The 16,340-nt window shown below is 58.6% G+C and carries 18 protein-coding genes and 2 pseudogenes; 15 read left to right on the top strand and 5 right to left on the bottom strand.

Features of this window, described 5'->3' with window-relative positions:
* From cyoA to cyoD, 4 genes are read left to right on the top strand one after another with little or no spacing between them, the layout of a single operon-like run.
* The gene (gene cyoA, locus RB548_RS20825; protein WP_331375170.1) at positions 1 to 867 is read left to right on the top strand and encodes a ubiquinol oxidase subunit II; all 867 of its coding nucleotides are present in this window, start codon (positions 1 to 3) and stop codon (positions 865 to 867) included.
* A complete protein-coding gene (cyoB, locus tag RB548_RS20820) occupies positions 864 to 2,849 on the top strand; it encodes a cytochrome o ubiquinol oxidase subunit I (RefSeq protein WP_331375204.1) in 1,986 nt (661 codons plus the stop codon). The genes cyoA and cyoB overlap by 4 nt, the downstream gene beginning before the upstream one ends.
* On the top strand, positions 2,846 to 3,478 hold the full coding sequence (locus RB548_RS20815) for a cytochrome (ubi)quinol oxidase subunit III (protein ID WP_331375169.1): 633 nt from the start codon (positions 2,846 to 2,848) through the stop codon (positions 3,476 to 3,478). Before cyoB ends, RB548_RS20815 begins: the two co-directional genes overlap by 4 nt.
* Entirely contained in the window at positions 3,475 to 3,870 is a 396-nt protein-coding gene (gene cyoD / locus RB548_RS20810; protein ID WP_331375168.1) for a cytochrome o ubiquinol oxidase subunit IV, read from the top strand. Before RB548_RS20815 ends, cyoD begins: the two co-directional genes overlap by 4 nt.
* A gap of 623 nt (positions 3,871 to 4,493) precedes the next feature.
* Here cyoD and RB548_RS20805 read toward each other — a convergent pair.
* The 3 genes from RB548_RS20805 to RB548_RS20795 are packed head-to-tail and all read right to left on the bottom strand — an operon-like array spanning position 4,494 to position 7,547.
* Positions 4,494 to 4,706, bottom strand: coding sequence for a hypothetical protein (locus RB548_RS20805; protein ID WP_018236815.1), 213 nt, complete (start codon positions 4,704 to 4,706; stop codon positions 4,494 to 4,496).
* A gap of 6 nt (positions 4,707 to 4,712) precedes the next feature.
* On the bottom strand, positions 4,713 to 7,142 hold the full coding sequence (locus RB548_RS20800; protein ID WP_331375166.1) for a conjugal transfer protein TraA: 2,430 nt from the start codon (positions 7,140 to 7,142) through the stop codon (positions 4,713 to 4,715).
* 3 nt (positions 7,143 to 7,145) lie between these two features.
* Positions 7,146 to 7,547 carry a plasmid mobilization protein gene (locus RB548_RS20795; protein ID WP_331375165.1) on the bottom strand — a complete coding sequence of 134 codons (402 nt, stop codon included), beginning with the start codon at positions 7,545 to 7,547 and terminating at the stop codon, positions 7,146 to 7,148.
* 719 nt (positions 7,548 to 8,266) lie between these two features.
* Between RB548_RS20795 and RB548_RS20790 the strand changes: the two genes are divergently transcribed.
* The 4 genes and pseudogenes from RB548_RS20790 to RB548_RS20775 all read left to right on the top strand — a co-directional run bounded on the left by RB548_RS20790 (position 8,267) and on the right by RB548_RS20775 (position 10,532).
* On the top strand, positions 8,267 to 8,980 hold the full coding sequence (locus RB548_RS20790; RefSeq protein ID WP_331375203.1) for a ParA family protein: 714 nt from the start codon (positions 8,267 to 8,269) through the stop codon (positions 8,978 to 8,980).
* The gene (locus RB548_RS20785; RefSeq protein WP_331375164.1) at positions 8,973 to 9,407 is read left to right on the top strand and encodes a hypothetical protein; all 435 of its coding nucleotides are present in this window, start codon (positions 8,973 to 8,975) and stop codon (positions 9,405 to 9,407) included. Before RB548_RS20790 ends, RB548_RS20785 begins: the two co-directional genes overlap by 8 nt.
* A gap of 3 nt (positions 9,408 to 9,410) precedes the next feature.
* Positions 9,411 to 9,807, top strand: a pseudogene (locus RB548_RS20780) (hypothetical protein).
* Positions 9,808 to 10,055: 248 nt separating this feature from the next.
* Positions 10,056 to 10,532, top strand: coding sequence for a helix-turn-helix transcriptional regulator (locus RB548_RS20775; protein ID WP_331375202.1), 477 nt, complete (start codon positions 10,056 to 10,058; stop codon positions 10,530 to 10,532).
* A gap of 366 nt (positions 10,533 to 10,898) precedes the next feature.
* Here the strand turns inward: RB548_RS20775 and RB548_RS20770 are convergent, their stop codons facing one another.
* Entirely contained in the window at positions 10,899 to 11,936 is a 1,038-nt protein-coding gene (locus RB548_RS20770; RefSeq protein WP_331375163.1) for an IS110 family RNA-guided transposase, read from the bottom strand.
* A gap of 453 nt (positions 11,937 to 12,389) precedes the next feature.
* Here RB548_RS20770 and RB548_RS20765 point away from each other — a divergent pair, with 453 nt between their 5' ends.
* From RB548_RS20765 to RB548_RS20735, 7 genes and pseudogenes are all read left to right on the top strand, one after another.
* Positions 12,390 to 12,641, top strand: coding sequence for a WGR domain-containing protein (locus RB548_RS20765; RefSeq protein ID WP_331375162.1), 252 nt, complete (start codon positions 12,390 to 12,392; stop codon positions 12,639 to 12,641).
* 255 nt (positions 12,642 to 12,896) lie between these two features.
* Positions 12,897 to 13,370: a MucR family transcriptional regulator gene (locus RB548_RS20760; protein ID WP_331375161.1), complete on the top strand. Its 474-nt coding sequence runs from the start codon at positions 12,897 to 12,899 to the stop codon at positions 13,368 to 13,370.
* A gap of 60 nt (positions 13,371 to 13,430) precedes the next feature.
* Positions 13,431 to 13,622, top strand: a complete 192-nt coding sequence (locus RB548_RS20755) for a hypothetical protein (protein WP_331375160.1) — start codon at positions 13,431 to 13,433, stop codon at positions 13,620 to 13,622.
* Between the two features lie 112 nt (positions 13,623 to 13,734).
* Positions 13,735 to 14,024: pseudogene (locus tag RB548_RS20750) on the top strand (hypothetical protein).
* A 109-nt stretch (positions 14,025 to 14,133) separates the two neighbouring features.
* Complete coding sequence (locus RB548_RS20745; protein ID WP_331375159.1) at positions 14,134 to 14,304, top strand: hypothetical protein; 171 nt, start codon at positions 14,134 to 14,136, stop codon at positions 14,302 to 14,304.
* Positions 14,301 to 14,513, top strand: coding sequence for a hypothetical protein (locus RB548_RS20740; RefSeq protein ID WP_331375158.1), 213 nt, complete (start codon positions 14,301 to 14,303; stop codon positions 14,511 to 14,513). The genes RB548_RS20745 and RB548_RS20740 overlap by 4 nt, the downstream gene beginning before the upstream one ends.
* Before the next feature lie 281 nt (positions 14,514 to 14,794).
* Positions 14,795 to 15,100: a hypothetical protein gene (locus tag RB548_RS20735; RefSeq protein ID WP_331375157.1), complete on the top strand. Its 306-nt coding sequence runs from the start codon at positions 14,795 to 14,797 to the stop codon at positions 15,098 to 15,100.
* 191 nt (positions 15,101 to 15,291) lie between these two features.
* On the opposite strand, the gene RB548_RS20730 is transcribed toward RB548_RS20735, so the two are convergent.
* Positions 15,292 to 16,335: a sulfate/molybdate ABC transporter ATP-binding protein gene (locus RB548_RS20730; RefSeq protein ID WP_331375156.1), complete on the bottom strand. Its 1,044-nt coding sequence runs from the start codon at positions 16,333 to 16,335 to the stop codon at positions 15,292 to 15,294.
* Between the last annotated feature and the right edge of the window lie 5 nt (positions 16,336 to 16,340).

Genomic DNA, 16,340 nt, shown 5'->3' with positions numbered 1-16,340 from the left:
TTGCTTATTGTAGTCCTGATCGCGGCCTCGGTACTCGGTGGCTGCACTGGCGGCGTGCTCGATCCAAAGGGACCCATCGCCTTCGCCGAACGGCAAATTCTGTTGAACGCAACCGGCATCATGCTGGCGATCGTGATCCCGGTCATGATTGCGACCCTTGGCGTTGCCTTCTGGTTCCGTGCATCGAATAAGCGCGCGCGCTATCGGCCGAATTTCACCTATTCCGGTCGCATCGAGTTGCTCGTCTGGTCGGTGCCACTGATGACCGTGCTCCTGGTGGGCACCGTGGCCTGGATCGGTGCGTACGATCTTGATCCGCCCAGGCCGATTGCTTCCTCCACCAAGCCTCTCAAGATTCAGGTCGTCTCGCTCGACTGGAAATGGTTGTTCATCTATCCGGAGCAAGGTGTCGCCAGCGTCAATCATCTGACGATTCCGGTCGGCACGCCGGTCAGCTTCGAACTGACGTCCTCGGGCGTCATGAACAGCTTCTTTGTGCCGCAGCTCGCCGGCCAGATCTACACGATGGCCGGAATGGTGACGCGCCTGAACCTGCGGGCTGACTATTCCGGAACCTACCGCGGGATGTCGGCGAACTACAGCGGCGCGGGCTTCTCCGATATGCACTTCAAGGTGGACGCAGTAGCGCCAGACAACTTTGCGCAATGGGCAGCCTCAACGCGCAGCGCCGGCCCCATGTTGGACTCACAAACGTACGCTGCTCTGGTCAAGCCGAGCAAGGCGGTCGCGCCCTCTACCTATGGGTCGATTGCCAGCGGGCTATTTGCCGACATCCTGAATGCCGGATTGCGCTCATCCGAAGATCTCTGTGTCACCAATCCCGAATTCATGAGGGCAGAACGATGAACCTATTGGGCAAACTCAGCTGGGCCGCCATTCCCCTTAATGAACCGATCATCGTGGGCACAGTGGCGAGCGTCGGCGCTGTCATCCTGGCGGTTCTGGCATGGGTTACGGTTAAGGGATACTGGCCATATCTTTGGCGCGAATGGCTCACATCCGTCGATCATAAGCGTATCGGCGTCATGTATCTCGTGCTTGCACTGCTCATGCTTGTGCGCGGCTTCGCGGACGGAATCATGATGCGCACGCAACAGGCAGTCGCCGCCGGCGGCGCGCAGGGATATCTGCCGCCCGAGCATTTCGATCAGATTTTCACGGCACACGGCACGATCATGATCTTCTTCGTGGCCATGCCGCTTGTGATCGGACTGATGAACTTTGCCGTGCCGCTACAGCTCGGGGCCCGCGATGTGGCATTTCCCACAATGAACTCAGTCAGCCTTTGGCTCACAGCGGCAGGCATTCTCCTGACGAACGTATCGCTCGCCATCGGCGAATTCGCAAAGACCGGCTGGGTCGCGTACCCTCCGCTGAGCGAATTGCAATTCTCGCCCGGCGTCGGCGTCGACTATTACCTTTGGTCCCTGCAAATCTCGGGCATTGGGACTTTGTTGAGTGGTGTGAATTTCGTCACTACGATTCTGAAGATGCGAGCCCCTGGCATGAGTTACATGCGCATGCCGGTTTTCTGCTGGACCGCGCTCGCTTCGAATCTGTTGATCGTGGCCGCATTTCCGGTGCTCACCGCGCTTCTCGCAATGTTACTGCTCGACCGTTATCTCGGTTTTCACTTCTTTACGATGGACGCCGGCGGCAACGCGATGATGTACGTGAACCTGTTCTGGGTATGGGGGCACCCCGAAGTCTACATCCTGGTCCTGCCGGCATTCGGCATCTATTCGGAGGTGAGCGCGACATTTTCCGGCAAGCCCCTGTTCGGTTATCGGTCCATGGTCGGTGCGACCATGGCGATCTGTGTGCTCTCCTACACAGTGTGGCTGCACCATTTCTTCACCATGGGCGCAAGTGCGGGCGTCAATGCCTTCTTCGGCATCACAAGCATGATCATCGCTGTGCCGACGGGCGTCAAAGTCTTCAATTGGCTGTTCACGATGTACGGCGGTCGCGTGCGGTTCACTGTGCCGGTGCTTTGGACAATTGGCTTCATGGTGACGTTCGTCTTCGGTGGCCTGACCGGGGTTCTGTTGGCCTTGCCGGCGGTCGACTGGCAGGTACACAACAGTGTCTTCCTGATCGCTCATTTCCATCACGTCATCATCCCGGGCGTCCTGTTCGGGGCCATCGCTGGCTATAATTACTGGTTTCCAAAGGCATTCGGCTTCAAGCTTGACGACCGCTGGGGCGCCGCCTCGTTCTGGTGCTGGTTCATCGGTTTCCATCTCGCTTTCATGCCGCTCTACGTGACCGGGCTGATGGGCATGACCCGCCGTTTGCAGCACTACGATGTCGTGGCTTGGCAGCCTTGGCTATTGGTCGCCGAGGTTGGCGCAGTGATCATTCTGGCCGGAATTATCTGCCAAGTCGTCCAGCTCGTGGTTTCTATTCGCAACCGTGAACAGCTCCGCGACACGACCGGCGATCCGTGGAACGGCCGCACGTTGGAATGGGCAACCGCATCGCCGCCGCCAGCCTGGAATTTTGCGGTCCTGCCTCGTGTAGATGAGATCGACGCCTTCTGGGCAAAAAAGCAGCGCGGGCTCGCAACGCAGGAACAGCGCGAGCGGCACGAATACAAACCAATCGAAGTACCTAAGAACAGTCCGACGGGTTTCGTGACCGCGTTCTTCGCTGTGATCACCGGATTCGCGCTGATTTGGCACATCTGGTGGATGGCCGGCGTTGGACTTCTCTGCGCGACCGTGACGTGGCTTGCCTTCATGTTTCGCTCGGAGGACGAGGTTGAGATCACAGCAGAACAGGTCCGCGAGTTCGATCGGACGCGCTCGGTGGAGGTATCCCTATGAACGTTTTAGTTGAGACAGATGCTGCCCTCCAAGGCGAACGGCTGAGCGTCAGTGAGGCGGGTCCCGCACCCAAGAGGATTATCGCTGGCTTTGGGTTCTGGATCTTCCTGCTGAGCGACATCGTGATGTTTTCGGCGCTATTTGCGAGCTATGCCGTGCTCGCAAAAGCAAGTGCGGGCGGTCCGACCGGTGCTCAATTGTTTGATCTGCGCAACGCCGCGATGGAGACCGCTTTTCTCCTGCTCTCCAGCTACAGCTGTGGACTGATGTCACTGGCCATCAATTCCCGGCACTATCGCGGCACCTTCTTTGGTGCCGCGGTTACGTTCCTCTTGGGTGCGGCGTTTCTCTATCTAGAGCTGCGCGAATTCCAGGACATGATCGCGGTGGGGGCGATCCCGCAACGTAGTGCGTTTCTTTCTGCCTTCTTCACGTTGCTCGGCTGTCACGGGCTGCACGTGGCAATCGGGCTTGCATGGCTGGCTCTGATGATGGTTCAGCTGTCGATAAGGGGGTTCCAACAGGTTGTGGTGCGTCGTTTGCACTGCTTCTCCCTCTTCTGGCACGCGCTCGACATCATCTGGGTCCTGATATTAACGATCGTCTATCTGATGGGAGTCCTTCCATGACCGAAATTCGTTGGGATGTTGCACCGGGAGACAGGCCAGCGATCCCGGCCTCGGAGCAAAAAGTTTCTTCTGGCTTTCTGGTGTACTCGATTGGCTTGCTGCTGGCGGTGATCCTCACGGTCACATCCTTCTGGGTGGCGAGCACCTCGGCGATCTGGGCTCCTGGCGTGCCGGCCGGACTCGCTGTCCTTGCCATCGCTCAGATGGGAGTGCACCTGGTCTTCTTTCTACACATCACTACGGGACCGGACAGCACCCACAATGTCCTAGCGCTCGCGTTTGGTGTGCTCATTGTATTCCTGGTCCTCGCAGGGTCGCTCGTGATCATGGCCAACTTGAATGAGAATATGATGTCACATGGCGAAATGATGGACTTGCAAATGCAACACTGACCAACAGCCAAGGAAGCAGAGCGCGCAGTGTCACCCCGCGTCGGCTTGATGTTCGGGCTGGTCGGTGTTCCGCGGAAATGTCCGGATGGACGTGGGGTACGAATGATCGACTCGTACCTATCATGACTTCCAGGGGAACACCTCGACCCTTAGCACGCAAGGCCGTCCTTATGTCAGCGTCTATTCGGCGACGAAGGAGGCCACTCGCTCGCTGGCTCGGTCGCACACCGCGGAACTGAACGAGAAGGGATTCGGGGTTGAATGCCTTGGCACCTGGCTACATCGATACGGACCTCGCGCGATGAGCAAGGAAATGATCGAGCAGACGAAGGCAGTGGTGCATGCCCAAATTCCAATGCGCCATAGCGGCGACCGATTGATGAAACTGGCCAAGGCACGTCGGGAGTCAGCGACAGCGCAAAGACACTTTCCCTGCAACCACGGTTGTTGCTAGCGCTGAACCTCCGCCTCCACCTTGTTGCGACGTGATCTGAACCGATAAAAATCGATCCGATTGCGGTCGTTCATCGTGCTTCTTTCCAATCTCCGCTTTCCACCCAAAGCAGTCAGGTGGACGATAAGATCGGCGCGATTGACGCCGATCTCGAAAAAAGAAGTGAGCTTTAGAAGGGCCAGAAACCGGCAAGATAGGATGCGGTATCATTCAGCCAAATCATCGTGTCGCGATACCAGGCCATAGCCGAGTCATAGACGACCTGGACGACGCCTAAAAACATCACAAACACGATAATTACACCCAAGAACTTCCCGAATCCTTCGTCGCCTTTTGGGTCGTTGCTCTGGATGACATATTGTTGGCGGTTATCGTTCAGCATATCCCTTTAACTTTCGCGGTCGTCGCGGTCGCGTTCCCTCTGTTCGATCTGTTCACGCTCCAGCTCCTCGAGTCGAGGAATATGCTGTTGTGCGGGATCTGTCCGTGTCGTTTCTCCGCTACGCTGTGCGGCTTCCCTATCCTTATTTAGACGATCTTGCAGGCGATTTGTAGCATCGACCGTGGATGCAAGCTCGTGAGCCTCGCCCGTCTCGTTGTCGCTCGGCTGCCGATCTTCCTCGTCTGCCCGCAAACCGCGCTGTTGTTCGTCGGCAGTGTCGACGCTCGGCGCCTTCGCTTCTTCCGGACGATCCGATATGTTTTCCGCCTGATCGATCGCGCGTTGCAAATCAGGGTCTTGCTCGGCAACTTCTCGAATGTAGCTGTTACCTTCGATAGCCAATTGCGCAGCTCGCTCAATTGCCTGATTAAGACCGTTCTGGAATCCTTCCTTGCGGTCCGCCGAAAACTCGCCGACCTCGATCCGATCAAGTCCCTCTCGGTAGTGCTCGATTTCGATCATGGCCTCGTTGCCGGCCTCAACAACAGCCTCGCCGTGCTTGGCGACCGCAGCGTCCCACTGGTCGTTCGCTGAATCACGCGGCTCGCTGCGAGGCGCTTCGCCACTTTGCTCCGCCAATGCCTCCTTGCGCCGCTCGTAGAGGTCCACCAGCTCACGCTTCTGATTGACGAAATCGCGGGCGAGGCCGGCTACCTCGTCAAAGTCCGCCCGATCGTCTGCCGAGACCGACCGCTCCAACTTGAACAAGGCCGTCTCGACCTTCTTCTCGTAGGTCTCAAACTCTGCTCGTGACATTTCGCGCAATTCCTGACCCTCCAAAACCATCTCCTGCAATGTAGCCAAATTGATGCGGAAGTTCGATCCAAAATCCGCGCGAATGACAGTTCCGCTCGTCTCCGTTTGTGCAGTCGAAAGCCCGGATTCTAAGTATTCTCGATGCTGCGCGGCATAGGCCGCGACTTGGCGGTCGGCACCCGCAAGGGCGACCCTCTGCCAGGTTTCCTGCGCCTTTATGATGTACTGCCGGCTCCGATCGCTCTTCGCGATCGTGCGTCGGCCGCTACGCTTGGCGTCGTATCGCGCCTGCGCAGCCTCGCTCGTCCCGACATGCTCTGTGCGGCCTTCGCGGCTCACCGGCCGGACCTGGGTGCGCGTGAATGCCGGCGGGGCGGCAAACTCGCGCCGGTCGGTCATTTCCATCTCAATGCCGTGCTCCCGCGCCTTCTCTGCCATGACGGATCGCCATTCGCGAAACACGGCAGGCGTCGTCTCAATGCGATCACCGGAATCCGATTTCATCGCCACGATCGCATGGGCATGCACATGCGGACGCTTTCCCCCCTCCCCCGCCTCTTTCGGATCGCTGGCAGGATCGTGCATGGCGAAGACATACCGATGCCCAGCAAACTGATGCGCCAGGAAGTCGCGAACAGCGCCTTCGAATGCGGCAACATCGGTTCCGGCCCGAGCCGACATGATGACGTGCATCACGTCGCGGCTCTTGCGGCTGTGGAGCTCGCCGCGCCACTCCTTCTGCACCAGGTCGCCCGCGACCTTCTCATTCGCTATCGACTGGCCGCGATCGTCGCGAACGTCGTCATGCCGATCGACCAGCCCGCGCAAGCGGCTGGCGCCGAACTCGACGCCATTTCCGTAGCCATGAAAGGAGAACTTCGCCGCAGCCTCGCCCGCGGCCGCGCTGGCGTCGTATCGGCCCTGGATGATGCCGGCCGCCTTCACGTCGCCCGTTAGCCGCTCCCCCTGCCCACTTCGCAATACGACAAGCCCCTGAACGGTCACGGAGCCGCCGTCATTTTTCGCGATCGCATAGGCATAGCGCCGGTCGCCAAAGCCGCTCGTCAGCGCGCTCCGCACCTGCTCGTGCAATGCCTCGTCCGATGCAAAGCCGGACGCCGCGATTTCGACTGAAAAACTCCCGATGTCGCGGCTTTCTGCGCGGTTCTGAAAAAGGTGGTGCCAATCGCCACGGATGCGCGCCAGTTCCTCCCGCCCCTCGAGGATTCTGCCGCTTTCATTCTCCACCTTCAGCTCGCCGCCACGGGAGACATAATTCAGCATCGCACCGACCCGAGCACCGCCGCCGTAGGAAGCCATTTTGACGACTGCCGGCTGGCTTCCCTTTGCGACGGCCGCTAGCCGCGCCTCCATCGGTCGGGCGCCCGTCGTCACCTGCGCTCGAGGAGTCCCCCTGCCCTTCGATGCAGATCCACGTCCACCGGGTGCGCCGCTTGAGCCTCCGCCGCCACCTGCAGCGCCGAGTTGAGCCAACTGCTTCAGGCGCTTTCGCATCTCTTCTTCTGCCGAAGCGCCTCGCCCGCCAGACGACATTTCGTGCAGCAGCGCTGCGCGCCGCTGCTCCCATTCGCTGGTGAATGCGCCGAAGAAGATTTCCAAAGGCTACTTCTCCCCTCGACGCTGATAACCAGCTCGCCGCGTCAGAGCACGTAACTCGCTCATCACGGCCGCTTGAACACGCTGCACGTTCTCAAGGTTGATGTCCAACTCGCTTGGGTGGACACCCCGGCCGCTGTTGAGAGCCCTCGCAACCTGGTTCAGATTGATCCCGATCATCCTCATGTCTTCGAGCAGAGCCGCCATGATTAGGCGGTCATCGCCGGTCAACATCGGCCGAACCCCCGCCCCCTCCAGTAGCAGCGACCGGAAAAAGCTGGACACCGTCATGCCGGCATCCTCGGCGGCCTTCTCGATCGCCGCATGTTCGTCACCCGTCACGCGAACATGAACAGTGCGATCCTTCTTCGCCAGCTCCAGAGGAGCATTGAATTTCACGTCATCCATTTGGGCGTTGGCCCCCTACTGGCGCTTGCGTCAGATGATCGAGGGTTCGTCCCTCGATTGCAGGAAAAGGGCGTAGCACATTTTTCCGTATCCTGCCTCTCCAAATAGTAAGGGGAAATTCAACGAAAAAATTTCGAGCTGCCCCTCGCTGCGCTCGGCCTCTGCTTTTGCGGACCGGGACGTTGCCCCGGTCATAGAACGAGTGAACGCTCACCAGGGTTCACCTCCGAAATCCGCTTCTAAAGACCTTTGTCTGCCCCTCGTACTCAGCCGCAAGGGACGCTCCGCTCTTCGCCATTGCGGCTGAGTACGAGCGGCAGAGCCGGCCTTTACGCGGCTCCGGGGTTCACTAATCTGGCGGGGCGTTTTGGTCGACGCCGCATCGGGATCGCCCTGACAACGAGGGCAGACAATGAGTTAGGCTGCGCCTCCGGTAGTCACAAGCCTACGTCGTGTTGATATTTCACACGAGTTAGCAGCACGCGCTTTGCACATCATGTGTTTGTCTGCCGATAGCGAAATGGTTTCCTATCTTGGGGAAAATTGTTCACATCATGTATGATTGGTTTAGTTAGTTCGATTGACTGCACGGTGTGGTAGTGCGATGATTCCTCATCGCATCAGCAATTGTTCGCATCGTGTGCAACGTGGAACCTACGTGCAAGCAAGCACAAGGCGAACTCCGAATGACTTCGGACCAACAAAGGGAGTTGCGACGTTTGCCACAATTTATTTCTGCCGTGAGCGGCAAAGGTGGGGCCGGGAAGACGACAGCAGTAATCTTGATCGCCGGCGAATATGCCTTGCAGGGAAAGCGTGTGCTCCTCATCGACGCAGACGGCCGCCAAAATCTGCAGGAATGGTGGAAGCGCTGTGAGGCGAAGGACAACCTGCCTGACAACATCGAGCTTATAACCGCTGCCCGTCAAACGACCGTTCAGCAACTCCTGGAGAACGAGGCGAGCAAGTTCGATGTCGTTTTGATGGACTCCCCCGGCCAGGATACGGTTCTAAGGGACACGATCATCGCCGGATCCGATATTGTGCTCACGCCGATCCAGCCGAACCAGGACGAGATCAAGGCGGCCGGACAGGCGGCGGCTGACACGGCCGAGATTTCTGACAAGGTAGGGCGGGAAATTCCTCACGCCAACTTCGTCACCAGGATCACCATGCCGGCGAAACTGCTGGAGGCCTACCGCCTGATCAGGCCGTTCGTGCAGAACCTGCAGGAAGGAGGCTACGACTCCTATCTGCTCCAAACGGAGCTTATGGAGCGAAATTGCTACCGCGAAATTCGAAACGGCTATGGCACCGTGCAAATGCTCGATCTCACCGAGTCGGTGAAAAAAGCGAGGGCGGAAGTTATGAGCTTAGTTCGGGACATCGAAGCGCTTTTGGCAGGCAGGAAAGAGGTAGCAGCGAATGGCTAAGGGTCAAACGACAGTTTCTGACTTTGCAGTCGCGCCCCGTCGCAGCCGTCCGGTGGAGCAATCCGCGACACCGGCAGACTCAGGGACCAAGCCGGCTGAGCTACCGACGGAGACGAGGAATACAAATCAGTCTCAAGAAGCGGCACTTGGGCCTGAGGCTGATAAGCCAGTTAATCGGCTGATCGCCCCGACAGAAGAAGCTCGGCGCGAACGGGCCACCACGAGAGCATTGCAGCGCGAAGATTCGAGAATTCGCTTGCGCGACCTGAAAAGGGCGCGCGATCGAGAATCCAAGCACTACGTCAACTGCCCGCTGGATTATGACACGAAGATGCGGCTGCAAAAGGCCGCCCTCGAGAACGACGTGAAGATGACGGCCATCATGAAGGCCGCGATCGATCAGTTCCTCAAAGACAACGGCTATTGATCGATGTTAGGTCGCGGCTTTCTTCTTGGCGTGGCCGTTGGTTGGTTGCGTCCTCGGCGTGTATGTTGCTCCCCATATCGGCCGGCCGATGGTCGGGATGGAAAACGTTTCTCAAAGCATTTTGCCTCAAGTGAATATAGCGAGAGCGGTACCCGAAAAGGGTACGTGGCCGACAGACGATCAGGCCAAGGTCCAGCTGTTCGAACTATCCAAATGGGACCTAAATAAGCATGGCAACGGATCCAACGTCATCGTCAATCGTTGCATCCGACTTGCAAATACGGAGATCGCTTGCGAGCTATCTGCGCAGCTCAGGTGGATCGACGGCGACACTCGAATTGAGGCGGTTTTTCAAGGGAAAGACGGCGACTGGAAGATGATAGCGGCAAAGAATCGCTAATCGCTTTTCTCGGCTGCTTCGCCGTTTTAAGCGCCAAGTTTGTTGCCCGAATGCTCGGGGCGCGTGCTGAAGCATTTTGATTCAACGCCCCAAAGGAGCTTGCGATCGGAATTCCCCCAAATAAGTAGGGAAAATCGCTGTAATTCTTCCGAGAGGCTTGAATCAAAATGCTTCAATGTGGTGCATAGTGATCGCTGAGGGCGGGATCTACAAAAAGGGTAAGGTCGGTGACGGATGCAGTCAGCTTGATGAGCGCACGAGGTTTGGTTGAAGTAACCGATTCGGAATTTGACAGGCCGGTCTTCCGCCAGTCGGGTTTCGACGGCATCCTTACCGCAAAGGAGATGGATGAAAAGATCTCCGCCTGCCTGAAGAAAACGCGCGAGGCTATAGGGATCTCCCGCGCCGATCTGGCGCATTTGCTAGGACTCTCGGTATCTGTTTACAGCAGGTACGAGCGAGGCTCAGAAGCTCGGATGTCGGTCCCGCGCCTGATTCATCTCTGTGAGATCATGGGCTTCATGCCCCTTGATATGATCTTTGACACCGCGCCGCACTTGTGGGGCAAGACGCCGGAAGAAGCAGAGGATCGCCTGACATTGACGAAGCTTATCGAACGATTGCCGCCTGACACTGTGCGCGATTTAATTCGTCTCCTGAAGCGCATGACGCCTGGGGAGCAAGCAGCGGAAGCTGTTGCCCCCAGCATGAGGGAAGGCCACTAAAGCGGCCCCTCCTTCAACATCGGTGGTCCGTGCAGCCAGGAAGAAAAACGGCGGCCGCCCCACTCCCGTTTACCACAGGCTTCTCTATTCGGCGTGTTGAGGTCAAGTGCTTCAAGCGTAGTTCGTCGACGTCTCAGATGGTCCTTGCAGGCTCGCGCTTCTCTCCGGAATCGGCACTCGCTGGCCCTTCCACGATGGGTTCAGATGGAACAGGCGGAACAATCTCCGGCGCGTCCTCCACCCATGATGGCGGGCAAGGGTACGGCCTGTGGGGCGAACTCGCCTGTTCTCCGTCCCGCAAGGGACATCTTTCCGCCGGCGGCGGTATGCGGTCTGGCGCTCGTCAGCGCGCTCGATCGTTGCCGGTCAGGCGCTGGCCGGGTGCGCCTCCCTGGACCAACAGAATTCAGTGCCGTCGCTCCACATGCGATGCATGATCACGGCCAGACGACGCGAGAGAGCCACGATCGCCTTTTGCAGGCCACGCCGTTTGGCGATGCTCATCGCCCAAGCCTTCAGCCACGACCATTTCGTGACCCGCGTCAGAAGAACCTGCGCGGCCTCGTAGAGCAGCGTCCGCATCATTCCGTCGCCACATCGCGAGATGCGGCCGACACGGCAACTTTCACCCGACTGGTTCAGAGCAGGCGTCAGCCCAAGGATTGGTCCTACCGCCCTGGAATTCCTGAACCTCTGCGGAATGTCGATCGTCGCGGTATAGGCCACGGAAACGACCGGTCCCACGCCTGGGATCGTCATCAGCAGCCGGCAAATCCCGTCATCCCGTGCAATCATCAACACCTTTCGATGCAAAGCAGCAAAGTGTTGCCGCAGCTTCCGGCGCGCATCAAGCAAAGGCTCCACGATCTCTGCCAGCTCAATATGGCCCTCCACCAGCTCGAGAATTCGAGCTTCGAATTTGCCGGACCACGCCACACCGACCTTAAGCCCGAAATTGCGCAACAATCCGCGCAGGTCGTTCTCAATGGCGATCGCCTTGTCCTGCATGAGCTTGCGTGCCGTCAGCAGCGCTCGTCGCCTCTGGCTGGTCAGCGTCTTCACGTGCACCGGTCGATACAGGTGCACGCGCATCATCTGCGCAATGCCCCGCGCGTCGTTGCGATCGCTCTTGTTCGGTTGCGCTTTCAAAAATGCCTTGGTGTGGCGGGTCTCAATGCAGATAACCGGCAGTCCGGCTCTGGCCAATCCCTCGAACAGCCACTGCGACAAGGGCCCAGCCTCAAGTCCGATCCGCTGCATTTGCCAGGCAGGAGCCTTCAGTACCGCGATAAGGTCGTCAGGATGGCTGACGACCTTCACTTCGTGGCAAATCTTGCCCGTTTGATCAACAATGCATACGGTGGTCTCTTTCACCGATACATCGAGTCCGGCATAATATCTCATGCTGCGCTTCCTTTCGTGAGGTTCGTGGGCAGGTCCAACACCACCACGTTACACCTTCAGCTCGAAGCGCAGCACATTCACTCCGTCATCAGAGGCTGGCTCAAGCCGAATACCCCATCTCCGGCCTTCTCTTCGGCGCAATGAGAAAGCGCGTTCAGGCCTCCGCCTGCTTCGCTCCGCCCAAAGGGGCGGAGTGGAAAACGGAAGCGGCCCGGAACTTTTCTGTTCAGGCGCCCCTTACAAGCGCCTGCTTGCCCAGAATCCCGGTACCAAGAAGCAACATCACGAGAGCAATTCAGCACGACATTTGCAGACAAGATGACCATCAGCAATTCGACCGTTGTTCCGATGGTGCCAACTCCAGCGCTGCAATCAAATTCTTGAATCGGTCAGCGGTGATCGATTCATAAATGTCATTGGACGGCGAATCCTCGACCGGCCAAGCTCGCGGGCATGACCCAGCACTGGTTCCGCCTGTATGTTCTGCGAATTGACGCGACCAAGAACATGGCGCGCTTTTACGCGATGTCGATCGAACCGGATCTCTTCGGCGGCGCTTCGCTCGTCCGCCGTTGGGGCCGGATCGGCACTCGCGGCAAAGAGCGCATTGATCTGTTTAAGGATGAGCGTCAAGCGATCGGGCACTTCCTTGTCTTGGCTCGCCAGAAGCGAGCGCGCGGTTACAGCCCCCAACCGTGCTGTTGATCTCTGAAGTTCAATGCTTCCCCTCCCCGCGCCGCGGGAAGGAGGTCGAGAATAGAGAGAATCCGAACATGCAATCACGACAGAAAACTGGAGAGACTCTGTGGCCCAATTCCGCAAGGACCTCCGAATTGAAGAACAAAGGACGTCAAAAAACGTCGATAATTAGCGCTCTTTCTCTCCCGCCGCCTTCCTTCCGACCGAAATAGCTGCACTTTACATGGATCGATTATAGTTGGCAGGCTGCGGAGAAGAACATTGACGGAATCGCGCTCAGAGATAAAAGAACGCAGACTTGAGCTCACCAGCCGCATCGTGTCCGCCTATTTGAGCCGCAACGTCATTCCCGCCGGCGATCTGCGGCTTCTTATCCAGCAGACCTACGACTCGCTGAATGGGACTGCTCCACCAGCGAAAGCCGAGTCCGCGGCCGAGGAGCAACGCCCCGCCGTCCCGGTCAAGAAATCCGTGACAGACGACTTCATCATCTGCCTGGAAGACGGCAAGAAATTCAAATCGCTGAGGCGCCACCTCATGGCGAGCTACGGTCTGACGCCGGAACAGTATCGCGAAAAGTGGAAGCTCCCGGCCGACTACCCGATGACAGCTCCGAACTATGCGCGACAGCGCTCGGAGCTCGCACGCACGATGGGGCTGGGAAGGAAACCGGCATCGGTGCCTGCTGAAACCCCCACTCCTGTTCGCAAGAAGGTAGGCCTGAAGTTCGGCTGATGACGATGCCCGAGCTTGGCTGATCGCAAACGAGCATGTCGGCAACGAAAGGACAACCAAATGGTCGACTGGCGAGACCTGACCGAAGAAGATGCTATCAACGTGGCGGTGGACGAGCACGGCAAAGACGCCACCACATCGGTCGCCTACTGCGCTCTTGAGGCGTACCGCGGCGTGGACACGCCAGAGTACCGCTTCTGGTTTGGACTTTTCCTGAAGCTGGCGAAGCGCAAGCACGTGGGTTGGGCTTGAGGCCTAAGCGCCCAGCGATTGGTTGGGCGAGTCCTCGGCAAGCCACGGGCTGTACCCGAATGCTCGAACTATGGAAGGCCACCAATCCAGGAGCAGCTTGCTGCACAGTACGATGAGTCTTACGACCGAATTCATCTCAGAGCTGATTAGGGCCGCAAACGAGTCGGACCGGCTGACACACTATGAGATAAGCCGGCTCTTGACCGCGCGATAGACACTATCCGTGACATGCGCGAGCAGACTGGCGCCATAGAGACCCATCGCGCACGAGACGTCCTGATCGATCTCCGAATATCGTCGGAGCGGGCTCGCAACCTTTCGGCGGAGGAGGTCAGGGATGCCCTGGTGGACGCAGCCGATGTCATCAGGACACTGAAACTCCTCTTGGAACGGATCCTGTGACATACCTATGCCCTCGGACATAAATTCTGCCGCACCAAATGCCGGCGAGAGTCAGCCCTTGACGTCATCCGCAGATGAGAACAAAATGAGAACATAGACGGAGGTTCTCATGACCAATGCGGAAGAAGTGATCGAGCGCGCTCACTCCATCGTGGCGGCGTTGCACGCAAAAAGAGAACGCGAGGCAGCGCGGCGCAAGGAGCTGTTTGGGCGGATTGGGACCGGCAAACCCTTGACGATGCCCCGACGCGGCATCCAGCTAAGCCTGAAATTACAATGACCGCCGCGGAAATGAAGGCGAAGAGCGCCGATCTCGATTGGGAGGTCGAAGCCGCCCTTGCCTGGCACGATGAAGATCCGCGGGCAACGATCGCCACACTGCTGCTCGACTGCAAGCATCTGCGCGAGCAGCTTGCGCTCGCTGAGCAGTTCATGAGCCGCGGCCTCACGCGTGGGTGGTCACCGCAGTATCACAGGCCAGAAGACTGATGGGAATAGAAGCCAAGGCAGACTTTGGCAACGCGAAAGAGGTCGGCAGAACAGGTCACACCGGCCCAGAAATCTGTAAAAAAAAGATACCCACCTCCGGCACGCCGCTCGCTCGCTACCGCGCTGTCGAGGGCGCACTCGCGAGCGGCTTCGCTACCACCTATTACACCACCTGTGGGGACGCGACCCAGTCAATCGATAGACAATGCATTGTGCAAGGTTGGAGTTGACCGTTTTCGATGGCGAGGCGACACTTCTGCAGCAAGGCAGGAGGAAAAATGATGGCCGAGCCAGACCACTGGCGCCACATGGCAAGCGCGCCGAAAAACGGTAGTCGGATCCTCGTCACGATCCGCCCGTCCGAACAGGGGGCGGCAGAAGTTGACCTCGCGTATTGGTCGAATGGCGATCAGTACGGCCCAGAAGGCTGGCGCGCCGCTGATTCTTCACCCGGCCGCATCATCGAATACGCCGAACCCGAACTGAAGTGTTGGATGCCGATGCCGTCGGCCAATCTCAATCGCACCTCCATGCCCTCACCCTGGGAAGGCGATGACGACCAAGAACTCTACGGGTCAGGGATTTAAGAACGCGTGCCGCCATGTTGCGAAGATGGTACGCAGCGAGGGCAAAATTTTAATCGACTATCATAACGCAAACAGTTGACGCGGCGGACGTGATCTTGGGAATGACCTATTCTCTTTGACCTCCATCCGAGAATTTCTTGCCCACCTTGGAAACCAGCTCTGATCGCGCACCCTGGACTGCACACTCCAGTCTACTCCCCGCGAAACAGCTTCCACCTGGTGGGTCGGAACGCGATACGCGCGCGGTCGGCCGAGGAAGCCTGCTCGGGCGGCAACTCAATCTCGATCGAACGGTGTGCCTTGCCGATATCCAATTCGAGGTGGCGCGTGCCCGCCACGCGCCGGCTCGCCGTCACTCCGCCGGCGAGACAGCCACCGGAACCCTCGATGAGCTCGACGTCGTGCGGGCGGAAATAGAGGGTTGCCGGTCCATCCGGTTCGTTTGCTGCGCGCAGGCCGATCGGCCGGTCCTCGAACCAGATCTCGCCGGTTGCCAATGTGACCTTCAGGCAGTTCGATTGGCCAATGAAACCGTAGACGAAGGGCGAAACGGGATGGTCGTAGATTTCATCCGGCGTGCCCACCTGTTCGATCGCGCCGTTGCTCATCACGACGACGCGGTCGGCGAGCTCGAGCGCTTCTTCCTGATCGTGGGTGACGAAGACCGTCGTGTAACCGGTGCGGTCGTGAATTTCGCGCAGCCACCGACGGAGCTCCTTGCGAACCTGCGCGTCGAGCGCACCGAAGGGTTCGTCGAGCAGCAGCACGCTTGGTTTGACTGCCATGGCACGGGCGAGCGCCACCCGCTGGCGCTGGCCGCCGGAAAGCTGGGCCGGATAGCGCTTTTCAAGCCCCGAGAGCTGCACCAAGTCGATGAGATCGAGCGCCCGGCGGCGGATCTCTTCGCCCGGCGGACGCTTCCTACTGGGCCGCACCTTCAATCCGAATGCGACGTTGTCAAGCACCGTCATGTGCCGGAAGAGAGCGTAGTGCTGGAAGACGAAGCCGATGTTTCTCTCCTGGACCGTCTTCTTCGATGCATCCGCGTCATCGAAGAAGATCATGCCTTCGGTCGGGCTCTCGAGCCCGGCGATCAGCCTGAGTAGCGTCGTCTTGCCCGAGCCGGAGGGACCAAGCAGCGCGATCAGCTCGCCGGAGTGAATATCGAGGGTGACATCGACGAGCGCCGGAAAGCGGCCGAATTCCTTGTGCAGGTTTTGGACGCGGACCTCCATGTATG

Source organism: Sinorhizobium chiapasense (genome assembly GCF_036488675.1).
GTDB lineage: Bacteria > Pseudomonadota > Alphaproteobacteria > Rhizobiales > Rhizobiaceae > Sinorhizobium > Sinorhizobium chiapasense.
The sequence above is the reverse complement of the archived record's forward strand: the minus strand, read 5'-3'. Positions and strand labels throughout refer to the sequence as shown.

Excerpts from the sequence above, each read along its gene's own strand:
- RB548_RS20735 (WP_331375157.1), top strand. The coding sequence starts at position 14,795 with ATGGCCGAGCCAGACCACTGGCGCCACATGGCAAGCGCGCCGAAAAAC.
- RB548_RS20785 (WP_331375164.1), top strand. The coding sequence starts at position 8,973 with ATGGCTAAGGGTCAAACGACAGTTTCTGACTTTGCAGTCGCGCCCCGT.
- RB548_RS20795 (WP_331375165.1), bottom strand. The coding sequence starts at position 7,547 with ATGGATGACGTGAAATTCAATGCTCCTCTGGAGCTGGCGAAGAAGGAT.
- RB548_RS20770 (WP_331375163.1), bottom strand. The coding sequence starts at position 11,936 with ATGAGATATTATGCCGGACTCGATGTATCGGTGAAAGAGACCACCGTA.
- RB548_RS20755 (WP_331375160.1), top strand. The coding sequence starts at position 13,431 with ATGGTCGACTGGCGAGACCTGACCGAAGAAGATGCTATCAACGTGGCG.
- cyoD (WP_331375168.1), top strand. The coding sequence starts at position 3,475 with ATGACCGAAATTCGTTGGGATGTTGCACCGGGAGACAGGCCAGCGATC.
- RB548_RS20730 (WP_331375156.1), bottom strand. The coding sequence starts at position 16,335 with ATGGAGGTCCGCGTCCAAAACCTGCACAAGGAATTCGGCCGCTTTCCG.
- RB548_RS20745 (WP_331375159.1), top strand. The coding sequence starts at position 14,134 with ATGACCAATGCGGAAGAAGTGATCGAGCGCGCTCACTCCATCGTGGCG.
- RB548_RS20775 (WP_331375202.1), top strand. The coding sequence starts at position 10,056 with ATGAGCGCACGAGGTTTGGTTGAAGTAACCGATTCGGAATTTGACAGG.
- RB548_RS20765 (WP_331375162.1), top strand. The coding sequence starts at position 12,390 with ATGACCCAGCACTGGTTCCGCCTGTATGTTCTGCGAATTGACGCGACC.
- RB548_RS20815 (WP_331375169.1), top strand. The coding sequence starts at position 2,846 with ATGAACGTTTTAGTTGAGACAGATGCTGCCCTCCAAGGCGAACGGCTG.
- cyoB (WP_331375204.1), top strand. The coding sequence starts at position 864 with ATGAACCTATTGGGCAAACTCAGCTGGGCCGCCATTCCCCTTAATGAA.
- RB548_RS20740 (WP_331375158.1), top strand. The coding sequence starts at position 14,301 with ATGACCGCCGCGGAAATGAAGGCGAAGAGCGCCGATCTCGATTGGGAG.
- RB548_RS20805 (WP_018236815.1), bottom strand. The coding sequence starts at position 4,706 with ATGCTGAACGATAACCGCCAACAATATGTCATCCAGAGCAACGACCCA.